We start from the raw sequence: 16,783 nt of genomic DNA on the forward strand, positions 1-16,783 counted from the left end.
CATCAGTGGTGTTTTGTTGACACGTCAACGAGGACATGGAACCCCAGGCAGACCGGAGGCCGACATGAACATCACGGTGATCGGACGAGGACACGTCGGCGGCGGCCTGGCCCGCCTGTGGGACAAGGCCGGGCACGAGGTCAGGACGCTGGGCCGGGACGGGGGTGACGCCTCGGACGCCGACGTGGTGGTCGTGGCCGTCCCCGGCAACCAGATCGCCGAGGCACTGCGGGGCGTGACCGGGCTGAACGGCCAGGTCACCATCGACGCGACCAACCTCTACTCGGAGCGCGACCTCGCCTTCCCCTCCCTCGCCCACCAGGTCAAGTCGATCGTCGGCGGCCCGACCGCGAAGTCCTTCAACACGGTCTTCGCCTCCGCCTACGACCAGATCGGCACCCAGCGAGTCACCCCGAGCAACCTCTACGCCGCCGAACCGGCCGCGAAGGACCTCACCGCGCGGCTCATCACCGACGCGGGCTTCGACCCGCTCTACGTCGGCGACCTCGACCCGGGCGCGCGGCTCCTGGAGGACAGCTCGGGCCTGACCCGCGCGCTGGCCGGGCAGATCGGCGGCCCGTTCTTCTACCGGTACGGGCGGCCCGGCGAGCTGTGAGTACGGGTCAGTGGCCGGCGGGGCGGGCGCGATCTGCCGCAGGAGACTGAGCATGTCCGGGGCGACCCATTCCTCGGCGATCCGGTCCCCCTCGAACCGGTAGACCTCGACGCTCCGGTAGGCGACCTGCCGGCCCGTCGCCGCGAACTCCTGGAACGCGCCCTGGTGCGTGCCGTGGAACGAGACCAGCGCGGTCACCTTGTCGCCCGTGCCGAACATGTCCTGGACGTCGATCTTCAGGTCGGGGAAGGCCTCCAGCATGGCCCGCGCACCCTGCCGCCAGACCTCCGGGCCGTGCAGCGGGTCGGGCAGGCCGGGGACGCTGGCGATGAACTTCTCCGTCAGCATCCCTACGCACGCGTCGAGTTCGCCGTTCTCCATCGATCGGTACGCCGTACGCAGCAGGGTCATGTTCCTCTCGGAGGTGGTCATCCCGGTGTCCTTTCCACGGTGGCGCCGTGAGCTCGGTGATCGCTCCGGGCCGGTTGCCCTCAGTACAGACCCTGACGTCGCGGCAAGGTCAAGCAGCCCACGAGCAGCCCCACGAGTCGCCTTGACCTTGCCGCGACGTCAGGGTTTCTACTGAAGCCATGCGAATCGGCGAGATCGCCGCCCTCGTCGGGGTCACCCCGCGGGCCGTGCGGCACTACCACCATCGCGGGCTGCTGCCCGAACCCGTACGGCGGAGCAACGGCTACCGCGAGTACGGCATCCGGGACGCCGTCCTGCTCGCCCGCGTCCGGCGTCTGACCGAGCTCGGCCTCGGCCTCGACGAGGTGCGTGACGTCCTCGCGGACGACGAAGGCCGCGAACTGGTGGAAGTCCTCCAGGAGTTGGACCAGGACCTCGCACGGCAGGAAGCGCTCGTACGCGAGCGACGACAACGGCTCGCCGTGCTGTTGGCCGAGGCTCGCGACGGACGGCTGACCGCCGAAGCACCTCTGTCGCCGCAGCTCACCGAGCTGCTGGCGGGCCTCGGCGAGCTGCCGGACTCCCCCATGGCGGCGAAGGACCGGGAGATGCTGGCCCTCCTCGACACCGTGGCCCCCGAGGCGGAGCGGGTCCTGCTGATGGAGACGCTGCGGGGAATGGCGGAGCACGCCGGCGAGATGTACGGCCTGCTGGACGCCCTCGCCGACAAGGAGCCGGACGACCCCGGGGTGGCCCGTGCCGCCGCCGCGCTCGCGGCCCTGCTGCCCGACGACCTGGCAGCGCAATTCCCCGACCAGCCCGACGACGGTCTGACCGACGCCGTCTTCGCGGACCTGGCACCGGCCCAGTCGACGGCGGTACGCCGCGCGATCGAACTCGCGAAGCACCGACACCTCACGAAGCACCGGCAGCCCGCAAAGAACCGGCAGCCTGCGAAGGACCAAGAGGAAACGCCGTCGCACCGACAGGAGGACCCGTCATGACGACGATGTCGGAGATCCAGACGCCCCTCCCCCAGCCCGAAGCCCCCACGCGAGGCCCGGCCCTGCGCACGCTGCGCACCCTCGGGATACTCGCCCAACTCGCCCTGGCCGTCTGCCTGTTCAGCGGAGTCCCGGTGCCCGACGCCGTTCTGCTCGGCGGCAAGCTACTTCTGTTGATACTGCTCGGCGCCGAGTCCTACGTCTGGCTTCGGCTACGGCGGTTCGGGCTGTCCCGGCGTCAGGCGTTCGCGCGGCTCGTGCCCGAGCGCGTGGCGCGGTACGTGGCGCACGAGGCGCGGATCCTCGCGAGCCTGGTCCGGTGGGCCGTACGCCGTCCGCACGGGGTTGGCGAGGCCGACGCGGTCTTCCCGCACGCCCGCGACCAGGCCGCGATGATGTACGGCCTCACGTTCGTGTGCGTGGCCGAGACGGTCGCCCTGTCGTTCCTGCTCACAAGGTGGCCGGTAGTCCACGCCGTCCTTCTGGTCGTCGACGTCTACACCGTGCTGTTCGTCCTCGGTATGCACGCCGCCGCCGTCACCCGGCCGCACGTCCTGGCCGGGGGTGTTCTGCGCGTCCGGCAGGCGGCCCATGTCGACATCCGGGTGCCCGTCGCCCTGATCGCCGCGGTCCGGCGTGAGACTCGATTCACCCACGAGAAGAAGGACGGCGAGCTGAACCTGCCCATCGGCTCCCAGACCTCCCTCACCCTCGAACTGACCGAACCGGTCGACGCCCCGAAACTCCTCGGCGCCCCGCGCCTCGTACGGGTGATCCGGCTGCACGCCGACGATCCGAAGTCCCTCTACGACGCCGTCGCACAGGCACGAACCGCATCCGCGCCCGCACCTCAGGACGCCGACTGAATGTCCCCCCGCGTGGACGCGGCGATCGTGTCCCGGTGGGCGAAGTCGCCCGGGGGGATGCCGGGGTGGTGGCCGAGGGGAGCGGAAGGGACCGTGACCGAGGGGCCGAGGGTGAGGCGGGAGACGATGCGGTAGCGGTCGCCTCGGTAGATCGAGTGGACGTATTCGACGGGCCGGCCGGTGGTGTCCGAGGTGAGGCGTTCGAAGAGCAGGGCCGGGGAGAGTTCGGGGACGTCGAGGAGTTCGGCCTCGGCGCGGGTGACGACGGTCGGCTCGATCGCCTGGACGGCCTCCTGGACATGCACACCGTGCTGTTCCCGGAGGTGTTCGTACAGGTCGCCGGCCTCCAACTCCCGCGCGGACAGGGTCGGGACGAGGTCGGCCCGGATGTGCAGGTGCTCGATGGCCATCGGGGCGCCGTCGACCAGGCGCAGGCGCGCCACGTACACGATCTCGGCCGCGGGCGAGAGGCGCAGCCTGCGGCCCACGCGGGCGCCGGCCGGGATGGTGGTGAACTCCAACAGGCGGCTCGACCAGGCACCGGATGCCTGAGGCACCGTCATGGTCTGTTCGCCGGAGACGAGTTCCTGGGTGATCTTCTCGGGCGCCACGAACATGCCGCGCCCGTGCTCCCGCACCAGCAGCCCGGCGGCGACGAGTTCGTCCACCGCCGCGCGCAAGGTCGGGCGGGACACGCCCAGTTGGGCACAGAGGACACGCTCGGAGGGGATCGCGTCCCCCGGGTGGTGCGACTCGACCAGGTCGAGGATGAAGTCGCGGACCCGCTCCCGTTTGAGCACCGCGCCTGGCGCGTCGGCCTTCATGTCGCACTCCTCATACGCGGAGTCCCCGGTTGACCACTTGACCAGTTGGCCAACGGTCGCCCGCAATGACCCTGTTGACCCGGGCAGTGTAACCACCTCCGGGCGATGATCCTTCCCATCCGAGCCGACCCGCACGCCAAGTCCCCCTACAGCGAAGGGGGTTGACGCCCGCATTGGTCTATGCCACCTTCATCCCCACATCGAAAGGTGAGCTGTCCAGTGGGCTTCACTGGTCAGGTGGTCAGATGGTCGCGCATGCCCTCCCCAGGTGAACCTCCCCCCACACGCCCCCGCCCCGGAGACGATCCATGCCCGCACAGCGCCCACCGCTCTCCCTGGTCCCCCGCCCCACCAAGTCGGCAGTACGCCCGGGGCAGTTCACCCTCGGCACCGACACCACCCTGCGCATCGGCGCGGGCGCCGAACCGGCCGCGGAACTGCTGCGCACCCTGCTCGCACCGGCCACCGGACTGCCTCTGCGGGCTTCCCCAGAAGGGCAGTTGACCCTCACGCTCGACCCCGGTCTCGCCGGTCTCGCCGGTCTCGGCGAGGAGGGATACGGGCTCACCGTCGCCCCGCACGCCGTACTGCTGCGCGCCGCACACCTCACCGGTCTGCTGCGCGGCATCCAGACGATCCGCCAACTCCTGCCCCCGCAGGCCCTGTCGGAGAGCCCGCAGCCCGATACGCAGTGGGTGCTGCCGTGCGTCGAGATCACCGACCTCCCCCGGCACCCGTGGCGCGGCGCGATGCTCGACGTGGCCCGGCACTTCCAGCCCGTCTCGTATCTGCGCCGGTACGTCGACCTGCTGGCCCTGCACAAGATCGGCGTGTTCCATCTCCACCTCACGGACGACCAGGGCTGGCGCATGCCGGTGTCCGCCTACCCGAAGCTCACCGAGATCGGCGGCCACCGCGCCGAGTCCCAACAGGGCCCCGCAGGAAGCGACTTGTACGACGGCGTTCCGCACAACGGCTCGTATACGCGGGCCGAGCTCGCCGACCTGGTGAGCTACGCCGCCGCGCGCGGGGTGACCGTCATGCCGGAGATAGAGATGCCCGGGCATGTGCGGGCCGCCCTCGCCGCCTATCCCCAGCTGGGCAACAACCCGGAGCGCACCCTCGACGTCTGGACCCGCTGGGGCGTGTGCGACACCGTCCTCGGGGTCCACGACGAGGTGCTCGACTTCTGCCGTACGGTCCTCGACGAGGTCATGGACGTCTTCCCCTCGCCGTACATCCACGTGGGTGGCGAGGAATGTCCCACCGCCGAGTGGACGCGCAGTGTCGCCGCGCGCGAACGGGCGGTCGCGCAGGGCCTGTCGAGTCCCGCCGCGCTGCACGGCTGGTTCCTCGGGCGGATCGGCGAGTTCCTCGTGCGGCACGGGCGGCGTCCGGTCGGGTGGGCCGAGACGGGTGCCGAACTGCCCCTGAACTTCACGGTGATGGCCTGGCGGGACGCAGCGCACACCCTGGCGGCGACCCGTCGCGGCCACTCCGTCGTGAGCGCGTACCACCGGGCGACCTACCTCGACTACGCCCAGTCCGAGGACCCTGGCGAGCCCCAGGCCCAGCCCGGCGACGTCGTCGATCTGCGTACCGTCCACGCCCACGATCCCGTCCCCGAGGACGCCGAACGGAGCGCTGCCGAGCGGGTGTTGGGCACCCAGGCCCAGTTGTGGACCGAGTTCGTCAGGACACCCGAGCGGATCGAGTACCTCACCTACCCCCGCCTGTGCGCCCTCGCCGACCGCGCTTGGAGCGGTCCAACCGACTGGCCGGACTTCCACTCCCGGCTCGAGGTGCACACGGCCCGCCTAGACGCGCTCGGCGTCCGGTACCACCCCCTCACGTGGCCCGACCCCCTCACGTGGCCCGACCCCCTCACGTGACCCGTCCCCCTCACGTGACCCGTCCCCCGTACCGCCCTGATCTGTCCCGTTCCGGAATCACCCCACCTTTCTGGAGAGGCACGACATGAGACTCGACAAGAGGTTCGGCACGACGTTCGACACGAGGTTCGCGAAGAGCAGGCTCCGTGCCGCCGCGTCCGCCGCCGTCGCGGTGGCCATGGGCGCCGCCGCGCTCACCGCCATGCCGTCCACCGCGAGCGCGGCGGGCGACGGACTCAGCGTCCAGTACCGCACCAGCGCCACGGGAGCCACGGCCGACCAGTCCGAGCCCTGGTTCAAGGTGAAGAACACCGGCTCCAGCACTGTGCAGTTGGCGGGTGTCAAGCTCCGCTACTACTTCAAGGCGGACTCGGCGAGCGCGAGTTACCGCTTCGCGTGTTCCTGGGCGGTCAAGGGCTGTGCCAACGTCACGGGCACCTTCGGCACGCTCGCCAACCCGACGGCCACGGCGGACCGTTACCTGGAGATCGGCTTCACCTCCGGCGCCGGCACCCTCGCGCCCGGCGCCGACACCGGTGACATGCAACTGCGCTTCTACCAGTCCACGTGGCAGACCCTGAACCAGAGCGACGACTACTCCTTCGGCGCCGCGCAGACCTCGTACGCCGACTGGTCCAAGGTCACGGCACAGCTGTCCGGCGCCACCCTGTGGGGCACCGCCCCCGCGGGCAACGACCCGACGAGCCCGCCCACCGACCCGCCGACCGATCCCCCGGCGACCGGCGCCGCGCTGTTCGACGACTTCAACTACAGCGCCTACAACGACCCGAAGATCTCCTCGCACGGCTGGAGCGTGCGCTCCACCTCCGGCGGTCCCGGAGTCTCCGGCGCCACCTGGGCGCCCCAGAACGTCACGTTCGCCAGCACGAGCGGCAACTCCGTGATGAACCTGGAGACTTCGACGTCCGGCACCGGCGAGAGCACCAAGCAGACCGAAGTCGTCACCAACACAAGGAAGTTCAAGAACGGCACCTACGCGGCCCGGGTCAAGTTCAACGACGCGCCCAAGTCGGGACCGGACGGCGACCACCTCGTGCAGACGTTCTTCACCATCAACGACCTCACGGCCCCGTTGGCGGACGACTACTCCGAGTACGACTTCGAGTACCTCCCCAACGGCGGCTGGGGCGAGACCTCCAACATCCTCTACACGACGTCCTGGGAGACCTACCAGGCCGACCCGTGGATCGCGGTCAACCAGCACACCGAGGGCCGGCAGAGCTACAGCGGCTGGCACGACCTGGTGCTGACCATCGACAACAGCAGCATCAAGTACTACATCGACGGCCAGCTCTTCGGCACCCATGACGCCGCGTACCTCCCGGAGCGGCCGATGTCGATCAACTTCAACCAGTGGCTGATCGACTTCGGCGGCCTGACCAGTTCCACCGCGCGGTCCTACGACGAACAGGTCGACTACGTCCTGCACGTCAAGGACCAGGTCCTCACCCCGGCGCAGGTCGCCGCCAAGGTCGCGGCATACCGCGGCGCGGGCACCACGTTCGAGGACACCGTGCCCAGCAGTTGATCACCCAGGGCGGCGGGCCGCACACTCGGCGTACGGCGTCCGAGCGCGCGGCCCGCCGTCGCCTAGGCTCCGGCCCATGCGCGTAATGGTCTTGGAGGACGACCCCGAGCTGGGGCCCGTCGTCGCTGCTCAACTGCGGGACGCGGGGTTCGCGGTGGACCTCGCGCGGACGCTGGCCGAGGCGGATCTCAAGCTCTCGGTCAATCGCTACGACTGTGTCGTGGCCGACCGCTCGGTCCCGGACGGCGATTCCCTCACGCTGCTCGCCGCACATCGCCGGGCGGGTTCGGTGCTGCCCTTCCTGCTGTTGACGGCGCTGGACGCGGTGAGCGACCGAGTGGCGGGCTTCGAGCACGGGGCGGACGACTACCTGGTGAAGCCGTTCGCCTTCGCCGAACTGGTCGTACGGGTAAGGGCGTTGTGCCGTAGAGAGCAACCCGCACGGCCGTCCGTCCTGCGGGCGGGCGACCTGGAGCTCGACCTCCCGCGACGCCGGGTGACCCGGGCCGGGGTGCTGCTCAGCCTCTCGGCCAAGGAGTTCGCGGTGCTCGAACTGCTGATGCTGCGCGCGGGCGAAGTGGTGACCCGCAGCGAGCTGATCGAGAGCTGCTGGGACGAGGCGAGCGAGCCGATGTCCAACGTGGTCGACGTCCTGATCGGCCAGCTGCGCAGACGCCTCGGCCCGCCCGATCCGATCGCGACGGTGCGCGGAGTCGGCTACCGCCTGGGCGGCGACGCGTGAAGCGCCGTACTCAGGCACCGGCCCCGTCACCCGCCGTGGCCCGGCTGCGGCGCACCCGCCGACTGATGACCCTCCTCTTCGCCTCGACGACCGCGGCCTGTCTCGTCGTACTCGCCGTGGTCGCCATCCGTATCGACTCCGCGTCCCGCCGCTCCGGCCTCGACCACGAGGTCGGCAGCCGCGCGGCGGGACTGTCGCGGGCGGTCTGGTTCGACGCGGGCGTACTGCACCTGGAGCCGCTGCGCGAGGACGAACTCGCCCAGGGCGCCCAGGTGTTGGCGGTCCTCCAGGCGGTACCCGGGAAGACACCGACGGTACGGAACGTCGTACCCGGGCGTTCTTCGCTGCCCGACACGGACCAGTTGGACGAGGTCTGGCACCGCGTCCTGGACGAGCAGGGAACGGTCCAAGTCAGCGCCCCCGCCACCAAGGGCGGGCGGTTGCGGTGGGCGGCGGCCCCGGTCTGGGACGGCGACCGGATCGGGGCGGCCGTGCTGGTCGGCACGGAACTGGCGCGCAGCGAACACGACCACGACCTCCTGGTGCGCTGGCTGGCCCTCGGCTGCACGGCCCTGGTGTGCTGCGCGGCGGCCGTAGGACATCTGCTGTCCGGGCGGGCCATGCGGCCCGCGCTGCGCGGGCTCGGTCAGCAGGAGCAGTTCCTGGCCGAGGCCGCGCACGAGCTGCGAACGCCGCTGGCGACGCTGCGGCTCGTGGTGGAGTGGAACGGTCCAAGCGACGAGGCGCTACGGCTGGTGGACCGGCTCAGTCGGCTGGTCACCGGGCTGCTCGCGAGGGCGCGGCTGGAGTCGGGGGCGCAGCGGGTCGAGCTGGTGCCGTTGCGTCTTGACCAGTTGGTGGAGACCACGGTCGAGGAGTTGCCGGACCACGAGGGCGTGACGGTGACGGCCGAGCCGGTGGTGGTGCGCGGTGATCCGGATCTGCTGGCGCAGGCGGTACGGAATCTGGTGGAGAACGCCCAGCGGCATGGCGGTCCGGCCGGTTCGCCGGTGGAGGTCAGCGTCACGCCGGGTCTTGTCACGGTCCGCGACCACGGGGACGGCGTACCGCTCGCGGACCGGGAGCGCGTGTTCGCCCGTGGTGTCACCAGGACCGGTCCAGGTACGGGCGCGGGCCTCGCCATCGTCCGCTGGGTCGCCGGTCTGCACCACGGCACCGCCCGCCTCACGGACGCTCCCGGCGGCGGCCTGCTCGCCGAACTCCGGCTCCCCGTGGACGGGGCCCAGGCGTCCTCATCTTCATCTCATGAAGGTCCCGGCACCGTGGGCGCATGAACGCATTGCGCAGCCCTGTCGTCCTGGTCACCACCACCGCCGTGAGCATCGCCGCCGTGCTCGTCGGCCTGAATGTCCACGGCGAGGCCGCCACCCCTTCCGCCACCCATGTGGCCGTCCGGGTCGACCAGGTCGGCTATGTGCGCGGCGAGACGAAACAGGCGTACGTCATGGGCCCCACGAAGGCACTCGCCGGAGCGCGCTTCAAGGTCGTCGACGCGAAGGACAAGGTGGTCACGGCGGGGCGGCTCGGTGCCGTCACCGGCCATTGGAACGCCAAGTTCCCGTCCGTGCGGACCGTCGACCTCTCCGCGCTGGACAAGCCCGGCACCTACCGCATCGTCCTGTCCGGCACAGCAGCCGGCCGCTCCCCCGCCTTCCGGATCGCCGACGCGAGCGAGCTGATGACCCCGCTGGTCCGGGACAACGTCCGCTTCCTGCAGGCGCAGCGCGACGGAGCCGACGTGGTGTCCGGCGACGGCCTGTCCCACGGCCCGTCCCATCTCGCCGACGAGGACGCGACCGTCTACGCCGACCCGCACTACGACGAGGCGGGCGAGGAACTGCTCGACGAGAACCTGACCCCGACCGGCGTCAAGACCGACGTCTCGGGCGGCTGGTTCGACGCGGGCGACTTCCTCAAGTTCACCGGCACCACCTCCTACTCGACCGCCGAACTCCTGCTCGCCGAGCGGGACTTGCCGGACATGGACGCGCTGTCCGCCGAGGCCGAGCACGGGCTGGAGTGGGTGGACAAGATGTGGGACGGGGACAGCGGGACGCTCTACGCCCAGGTCGGCATCGGCGCGGGCAACGACGCCGTACGGACGGATCACGACGTGTGGCGGCTGCCGGAGGCCGACGACCGGCTCGATGTGTCGCCCGGTGACCCGGACTACACGATCAAGCACCGGCCGGTGTTCCGCGCGAACAAGCCGGGCGAGCCGATCACGCCGAGTCTGGCGGGGCGGGTGGCCGCGGTGTTCGCCCTCGCCGCACAGCGCGCGGCCGACTCCGACCCGGACGAGGCGCGGGAGTGGCTGGAGAAGGCCGCCGCCGTCTACGACCTGGCCGACACCGATCACGATCCCGACCAGCCGCTCGTCACCGCCTTCCCGAGCGCCTTCTATCCCGAGGACTCCTGGCAGGACGACATGGAGTTCGCCGGTGCCGAACTCGCCCTGGCTGCAAGGGACTTGGGAGATGACCGGGAGGCCGACTGGACCGGTGAGGCGGCCCACTGGGCCAAGGCCTACCTGGACTCCGATGTCAAGGGAACCCTCAACGTCGCCGACGTCAGCGCCCTGGCCCACGTCGACCTGACCACCGCCCTGGACGGCGCCCGCAGCAACGGAGTTGGGGCTGCGGACCTGAACAAGGACCTGCGGCGACAGTTGGAGGACGGGGTCGATCACGCCGGGCACGATCCGTTCGGTGCCGGTGCGGTCTACGACGACTTCGACGCCGTACCGCACACGTTCGGGCTGGTGGCCACCGCCCGCCTCTATGCCAAGGCCACCGGGGACACCCGCTACGACGCGTTCGCCGGCCGGCAGCGGGGCTGGGCACTCGGCGCCAACCCCTGGGGCACCAGCTTCATGATCGGTGCCGGTGAGGTCTACCCGCACTGCCCGGAACACCAGTTGGCCAACCTCCGTGGCAGCCACGACGGGAAGGGCGCGATCCTGCGCGGCGCGGTGGTCAACGGCCCCAACGCCGCTGACAAACTGGCCGAGTTGAACGGCTTCCCGACCATGAAGAAGTGCACCGCCGCCCCGCCGTCGGGAGCCTGGACCGATTTCGACGGCAAGGGTTCGCGGTACGTGGACGACGTGGGCGCCTGGCAGACGGTGGAGCCCTCCCTGGACTTCACCACGACGGCCCTGCTGGCCTTCGCGCTGACGGCGCGGGACGAGGACGCGTAGCCGAGCCTCTGAGCCTCCTCAAGTCGCTTGGCGCACGGGGGACATGGCGGTCAGGCTGAGCCCCATGACTGGAATCACGGGACTGGGCAAGAAGAACACCTTCGTGCTGACCATCCGGGACGCCGACGTGGTCGCGGCGGCTCTGCGTCAGGCAGTGGCCGGGGCGTCTCCCGAGGAGCGCCCCGGCCTGGAACGCGCCATCGCTCTCGTCGAGTCCACCGCCGCCGCCAACGAAGGCCAATTGCACGCCCGTTGGGTCCGCTCCCGGCTGGCGGCGACCGGGTTCACCGGCGACCTCGACTCGGTCGCCGCGGTGCGGGCGCTGCGCCAGGCGGAACCGCGACTGAGCCTGCTGGCCGCCGTGCACCTGCAGAAGGAGGCGGTGGCCCACCCGGTGTGATCCGGCAGCCCCCGATCACGCGGGGAGGCGGGGGCTGCCGGAGGTGTGGCGCCGCTCAGGACGTGAGGTAGCAGGACTTGCTCACGTTGGGCAGCGGGTCGGACCCGAAGGCCGCCGTCGTACAGCTCGCGCCGCCGCTGAAGGCCTTGTAGAGGAAGCGGCCCCGGGCGCCGTAGGCGACGGTCTGCTGTCCGCTGAAGGCACAAGTGCCGCCTTCTGCCGAGCAGTTGGTGGCGTAGCCGACCGGACTGCCGGTGGCGGTGTAACAGGCCTTCGACTCACCGGAGATGGGGTCGCCGAACGTGGCGTCGGTGCACGCGGTGTCGCCGGTGGCGGTGGCCGTGGTGAAGGCTCCGTAGGCGCCGTACATCACCGGCTGTCCCGCTACCGCGGCGCAAGTGCCGTTCTGGTCCGCGCACTTGGTCCAGCCTCCGGCCGGGGCTCCTGCGGGTGGGAGGTAGCAGGACTTGGCGACGCCGTCGATGGGATCGCCGAAGTGGGCGTTGGTGCAGGCGACGGAGCCGTTGGTGACCTGGTGGACGAAGTTGCCGTTGGCGCCGTAGGCGACGTCGCGGTTGTAGCCGGGCACGGCGCAGGTGCCGTTCTCGGCCGCGCAGACGGTGTATCCGGGCGGGCCGCCCACGTCGGCGACGTAGCAGGACTTGACCAGGTTGGCCGCCGGGTCGCCGCCGAAGGAGTCGTTGGAGCAAGTGGCGCTGCTGGTCACGGTCTTGTACGTGTACGTTCCGGCGCCGTAGGCCACCGAGCGGGTGCCGCTGAAGGAGCAGGTGCCGCCCTCGCCCGCGCACCGGGTGTAGCCCGCGCGCAGGGCTCCGGTGCCGGGTTCGGTGGGCGGCGACGGGTTGCCGAGGCCGGTGGCGGAGACGGTGTAGCTGCCGGGGGCGACGCCGGTGAGGTAGACGTAGGTGTCGTCCTGGCTGCCGCCGGTGATGCCGGAGGTGGGCGTGAAGGCTCCGTTGCTCCAGACGGTGGCGCCGTTCACGGTCACCGTGATGTTGCCGCCGAGCTTCGGGACGCCGATACGGCCGCTGCTGCCGGACGGGCTGGAGAGGGTGGCCGAGTAGGTGCCGGCCGACGGGTTGCGGGACCAGGACGCGTTGATGGCGCCCTGAGGCATGGTGATGCGGCCCTGGGCGCTGGTCAGGTCGCCGGGGTGCGGGACGAAGCGGTAGGCGCCGGTCGCCGACTCGGGGGCGGTGCCGAGCACGTCGAAGGTGAGCGTGGAGGTGGGCGCCGTGGACCAGCCGTGCGCGAGGCTCATGAACGAACCGCCGTACGCCAGGCCCCCGTCGGACTGGATGCCCTCCCAGAACGTGCTCTTGGTGCCGATGTCGCTGTCGAGCATGTGGCCCCAGGTGCGGCGGATCTGGTCCAGGGCCGTGAAGTCGTCGTTGGCGGTGAAGCGGGCGTTCAGCTCCATGCCGCCGGCGAACGGCGAGACGTTGCCGCCCCACTCCGGGGTGGTCGGGCCGTAGATGCCCCAGTTGTTGCCGAGCCCCGTGATGATGCTCTTCGACTTGGCGGTGGAGTCGCTCAACCCGTACCAGACGGCGAGGGAGTTGCCGTCCTGCGGATACAGCCCGCTGCTCGGGTTGTCCTTGTACATGCCCTTGGAGGCGTCCCACAGCAGGGAGTTGGCCGCGGACTTGATCGCGGCGGCCTTGCTGTTCCAGCTCGCTGCAAGGGCGCTGTCACCCTCGACCGCGGCGAGGGAGGCGCCGCCCTTGAGGGCGCCGTACAGCAGCGCGTTCGCGGAAATGTTCTCGCCGCCCTGGCCGACGCGGGCCCAGTCCTGGGTGCGGGTCACGTTGAGGAGGTTGTTGCCGTCGATCTTGTTCGTGATGAAGGTCATCCCGCGCTTGTAGTTGGACCATTCGGAGTCCAGCCACGACCGGTCGCCGGTGTACGTGTAGTACGTGGACGTCCCCAGCAGCGTCCACGTGTGGTAAGTGTCCGAGCCGGTGAGGTTGAACGGCGGCCCGGACCAGGGGATTTCACCCGCCGACGACTGCGCGTTGTACATCGTGGTGAGCGCGTTGCGGGTCGAGGTGAGGTCGTTCGAGTACGCGTACTGCGTGGGGACGGCAATGCCCATGTCGCCGGGCCACACCGTGCGGTCGCGCTTCGCGCCGTCGACCAGGACGGAGTCGCCCACGCCGACGGTGGCGCTGTTGTCCCACGCCGAGGAGGGTGGGGGCCAGGCACGGCCCTGGTTGGAGGCGATGGTGTTCAACTGCACGGTGTACGCCCCGGCGTACCAGATCCGGTTGAGCAACTCGTCGCTGGAGGTGAAGTAGTTGGCGTAGTCGGCCGGGTTGGACTTCCCCGGTGCCGCGGTGAAGTTGAGGCTGACGCCGTTGAGGTCCACCCAGCCCGAGCTGTCTAGGAAGACCGTCAAGTAGCGGAAGCCGCCCCGGAGTTGAGCGGTCGGCACTGTGTAGGTGCCGTTGGCGGAGGGCATGGCGTAGAGGGCGCCGTCCTCGCCGTCGCGGCCGCTGCTGCGGTCGCTGTTGTTGCCCACGTACAGGGACGACTCACTGAAGGCCAGGCCGACGCGTTGGCCGCTGGAGCTGGTACTGCCGAATGACAACGTTACCAATCCGCCGACCTCTTTCCCGAAGTCGAGCGTGAGCGCCGACTGCGAGCCGGAGATCCGGGTCGCCTGCCCGTTCAGGACGTTCGTCGGGTTCGCGACGCTGCCCGAGGTGCGGTAGACGGCGGTCGGTTTGAGGGTGCGCGAGGTCGGCGAGTAGTTCGCGGCGTCAAGTGCCGCCTTGGGAGCGGGCGTTGCGGTCGCCGACGCATCCCCGGCTGCCGCCGGTGCCGCCCCGGCGGACAGCGCGGGGGTCATGGCCAGCGCGGCGGCCACCACCATGGTGAGCCCGACTAGGCGCCCCGGTCTGGGCTTTCGGTTCAGCGGTGGCCGTCGGCGGCGCATGAGTACCTCCCGGATCGGTGGGGAACCAGCTGCTCAACTGGACAACCAGGCATGTGAATCGATTCAAAACGATCGACCGTGGGGGCCGGGGAGTGAAGCGGCAGCAGGTGTGCGAGATGACTCGCCGAAGTTCGCACCGATGATGGGCGCCGGGAGAGCGGGTGTCAACCCATCGCGTCGGCCTTCAACTCCCGGGCAAAAAGCGCGCCTTACGACATTGACAGGGCCCGGCCAAGCCGGTTCACTGCGTCAAGGACGGGTATAGGTATGGACCATTGATCCAGAGCTGAATCCATTCACACCCGGCGTCCCCACATCGTGAAATCGAGGCGAGTTCCGGTGTCCCTACATGATTTCGACATCGTTGTCAGGCCACGCGTCGTCAGACCACGGCTCCTCAGCTTTCTGCTGACGGCCGCCCTCGCGTTCGTGGCGCTGGTCCCGGTCGCGACGCCGGCGTCCGCCGCCACCCAGGTGTGCGTCCTGGCCTGCGACACGCTGGACCCTTCGCAGGCCAAGCAGGAAACGTTTCCAGTACCGGACAAGACTCTCAACGGACGGCGCGTCCAACTCCACGTGTCCGACGCGGACGACATGGCGTGGGCCAGCATCGACAACGGCACGACCGGCGACGCGGTGTGGTTGGACCGTTCCTGGGACGGCGGCGCCACCTGGGACGGTCTGCTCGGCAAGGCGAGCATCCCGAGCACGTGGACCGGCACCCGGACGCTGATGTACAACATCACCGACCCGCGCAACCACAAGCGCGGCCTGGTCCGGGCCTGCGGCGACGCGGCCGGCGTGGGCTGCACGAACTGGGTCTACCCGACCGTCTGCGACGCGGTCTGCGACGGCACGAGCGCGGGCCAGGCGGCGGGCGACGACCAGCCGATCCCCTCAACCACCTTGTACGGCCGCACAATTCGGCTGCACGTGGACCAGAAGAACGCTATGGCCTGGGCGAGCATCGACACCGGTGGCACAGGTGACGAGATCTGGTTGGACCGTTCCTGGGACGGCGGCTCGACCTGGCCGGACGGCTCCTCCCTCGGCCGTACGAGCACCCCGTCCGGATCCACCACGACCCGTACCGCGATGTACGCGACCCGGGACCCGCGCGGTCTCCTCTACGGCGGCGCGGTCCGCGCCTGCGGCCGGGAGGCGAGCCACAACGAGGGCAGCTGCACCGCGTGGTACCGGCCCGTGCCGACCCGGGCGCGTGCCGCGGCGGACGCGCTGATGACGTCGTACGACCCCTACAACGGCTGGTGGCCCAGCAGTTGGTGGAACTCGGCGGCGACCCTCACCTCCGTCATCGACTTCGCGAAGACGACCGGCACGCACGACTACGACTGGATCATCGCCCGCACCTTCGACCAGAACAAGGGTGTCTTCCCGGCCGGGACGCGGAGTTCGGACGCGATCGAGGGCGACTTCATCAGCCGGTCGATCGACGACTCGGGGTGGTGGGCGATCGCGTGGATCGACGCGTACGACTACACGGGCGATACCCGCTATCTCAACGAGGCTGTCACCATTGCCAATTACGTCCAGCAGTACTGGGACACCAGTACCTGCGGCGGCGGTGTGTGGTGGGACCGCGAGAAGACCTACAAGAACGCGGTGACGAACGGGCAGTACCTGTGGCTGACCACCGCGCTGCACCAGCGCATCGCCGGTGACACGGTCTGGCTGCAGCGGGCGAAGACGTCGGCCGCCTGGTACAAGGCCAGCGGGATGATCAACTCCTCGGGTCTGGTGAACGACGGTCTCTCCTCGTCCTGCGCCAACAACGGTTCCACCGTGTGGAGTTACAACCAGGGCCTGGCCATCGGCGCCTTCACGGAGCTGTGGAAGACGACGGGTGACAGCTCGATGCTGACCACGGCGCGGACGCTGGCGGATGCCGCGATGAGCAGTTCGCGGTTGACGGTCGGCGGGGTGCTCACCGAGTCCTGTGATGTCGGCTCGGCGTCCTGCGACGACAACCAGAAGCAGTTCAAGGGCATCTTCATGCGGAACTTCGCCGACCTGGCGAAGGCGACCGGCTCCACCACCTACCGGACCTACATCCAGAAGCAGGCCGACACCCTGTGGGCGTTGGACCGGTCCACCCTCAACGCCCTCGGTGAACGCTGGGCGGGTACGAGCCCCAACCAGACCGACTGGCGTACGCAGGCCAGCGCGCTCGGCGCACTCACGGCCGCCGCCGGGAGCTGAGTGCAGGGTGGGTGCGGGACACCTGGGTTAACGGCAGCCTGGTTGCGCTCCTCGGGCGCGGCCAGGCTTGCCGTGCAGCA

The 16,783-nt window shown here is 70.0% G+C and carries 12 protein-coding genes and 1 pseudogene; 10 read left to right on the forward strand and 3 right to left on the reverse strand.

Features of this window, described 5'->3' with window-relative positions; translation table 11 throughout:
• Nucleotides 1–64 precede the first annotated feature (64 nt).
• Entirely contained in the window at nucleotides 65–616 is a 552-nt protein-coding gene (locus tag SPR02S_RS20760) for a dinucleotide-binding protein (RefSeq protein WP_019058917.1), read from the forward strand.
• Between the two features lie 42 nt (nucleotides 617–658).
• Here SPR02S_RS20760 and SPR02S_RS60315 read toward each other — a convergent pair.
• Nucleotides 659–1,048: pseudogene (locus SPR02S_RS60315) on the reverse strand (ester cyclase); the annotation flags it as partial.
• 158 nt (nucleotides 1,049–1,206) lie between these two features.
• Here SPR02S_RS60315 and SPR02S_RS20765 point away from each other — a divergent pair.
• Together SPR02S_RS20765 and SPR02S_RS20770 are read left to right on the forward strand one after the other, a co-directional pair.
• Nucleotides 1,207–2,031: a MerR family transcriptional regulator gene (locus tag SPR02S_RS20765; protein ID WP_019058918.1), complete on the forward strand. Its 825-nt coding sequence runs from the start codon at nucleotides 1,207–1,209 to the stop codon at nucleotides 2,029–2,031.
• The gene (locus SPR02S_RS20770; protein ID WP_019058919.1) at nucleotides 2,028–2,897 is read left to right on the forward strand and encodes a hypothetical protein; all 870 of its coding nucleotides are present in this window, start codon (nucleotides 2,028–2,030) and stop codon (nucleotides 2,895–2,897) included. Before SPR02S_RS20765 ends, SPR02S_RS20770 begins: the two co-directional genes overlap by 4 nt.
• Here the strand turns inward: SPR02S_RS20770 and SPR02S_RS20775 are convergent.
• Nucleotides 2,882–3,721 (reverse strand): GntR family transcriptional regulator, encoded by an 840-nt coding sequence (locus tag SPR02S_RS20775; protein ID WP_019058920.1) that lies wholly within the window; start codon nucleotides 3,719–3,721, stop codon nucleotides 2,882–2,884. The genes SPR02S_RS20770 and SPR02S_RS20775 overlap by 16 nt on opposite strands.
• A gap of 308 nt (nucleotides 3,722–4,029) precedes the next feature.
• On the opposite strand from SPR02S_RS20775, the gene SPR02S_RS20780 reads away from it, so the two are divergent.
• The 6 genes from SPR02S_RS20780 to SPR02S_RS20805 all read left to right on the forward strand — a co-directional run bounded on the left by SPR02S_RS20780 (nucleotide 4,030) and on the right by SPR02S_RS20805 (nucleotide 11,524).
• The gene (locus SPR02S_RS20780) at nucleotides 4,030–5,613 is read left to right on the forward strand and encodes a beta-N-acetylhexosaminidase (RefSeq protein ID WP_019058921.1); all 1,584 of its coding nucleotides are present in this window, start codon (nucleotides 4,030–4,032) and stop codon (nucleotides 5,611–5,613) included.
• 85 nt (nucleotides 5,614–5,698) lie between these two features.
• Nucleotides 5,699–7,162, forward strand: a complete 1,464-nt coding sequence (locus tag SPR02S_RS20785) for a cellulose binding domain-containing protein (protein ID WP_019058922.1) — start codon at nucleotides 5,699–5,701, stop codon at nucleotides 7,160–7,162.
• A gap of 76 nt (nucleotides 7,163–7,238) precedes the next feature.
• A complete protein-coding gene (locus tag SPR02S_RS20790; protein ID WP_019058923.1) occupies nucleotides 7,239–7,904 on the forward strand; it encodes a winged helix-turn-helix domain-containing protein in 666 nt (221 codons plus the stop codon).
• Entirely contained in the window at nucleotides 7,901–9,199 is a 1,299-nt protein-coding gene (locus SPR02S_RS20795; RefSeq protein WP_245607589.1) for a sensor histidine kinase, read from the forward strand. Before SPR02S_RS20790 ends, SPR02S_RS20795 begins: the two co-directional genes overlap by 4 nt.
• Entirely contained in the window at nucleotides 9,196–11,124 is a 1,929-nt protein-coding gene (locus SPR02S_RS20800) for a glycoside hydrolase family 9 protein (RefSeq protein WP_019058925.1), read from the forward strand. The genes SPR02S_RS20795 and SPR02S_RS20800 overlap by 4 nt, the downstream gene beginning before the upstream one ends.
• Nucleotides 11,125–11,188: 64 nt before the next feature.
• Complete coding sequence (locus SPR02S_RS20805) at nucleotides 11,189–11,524, forward strand: hypothetical protein (RefSeq protein ID WP_019058926.1); 336 nt, start codon at nucleotides 11,189–11,191, stop codon at nucleotides 11,522–11,524.
• 55 nt (nucleotides 11,525–11,579) lie between these two features.
• Here SPR02S_RS20805 and SPR02S_RS20810 read toward each other — a convergent pair whose 3' ends face one another.
• Nucleotides 11,580–14,483: an alpha-L-rhamnosidase-related protein gene (locus SPR02S_RS20810; protein ID WP_245607590.1), complete on the reverse strand. Its 2,904-nt coding sequence runs from the start codon at nucleotides 14,481–14,483 to the stop codon at nucleotides 11,580–11,582.
• A 339-nt stretch (nucleotides 14,484–14,822) separates the two neighbouring features.
• Between SPR02S_RS20810 and SPR02S_RS20815 the strand changes: the two genes are divergently transcribed.
• Complete coding sequence (locus tag SPR02S_RS20815; protein ID WP_019058928.1) at nucleotides 14,823–16,703, forward strand: glycoside hydrolase family 76 protein; 1,881 nt, start codon at nucleotides 14,823–14,825, stop codon at nucleotides 16,701–16,703.
• Nucleotides 16,704–16,783 lie beyond the last annotated feature (80 nt).

The sequence above is a fragment of the Streptomyces prunicolor NBRC 13075 genome, assembly GCF_000367365.1.
Taxonomy (GTDB): domain Bacteria; phylum Actinomycetota; class Actinomycetes; order Streptomycetales; family Streptomycetaceae; genus Streptomyces; species Streptomyces prunicolor.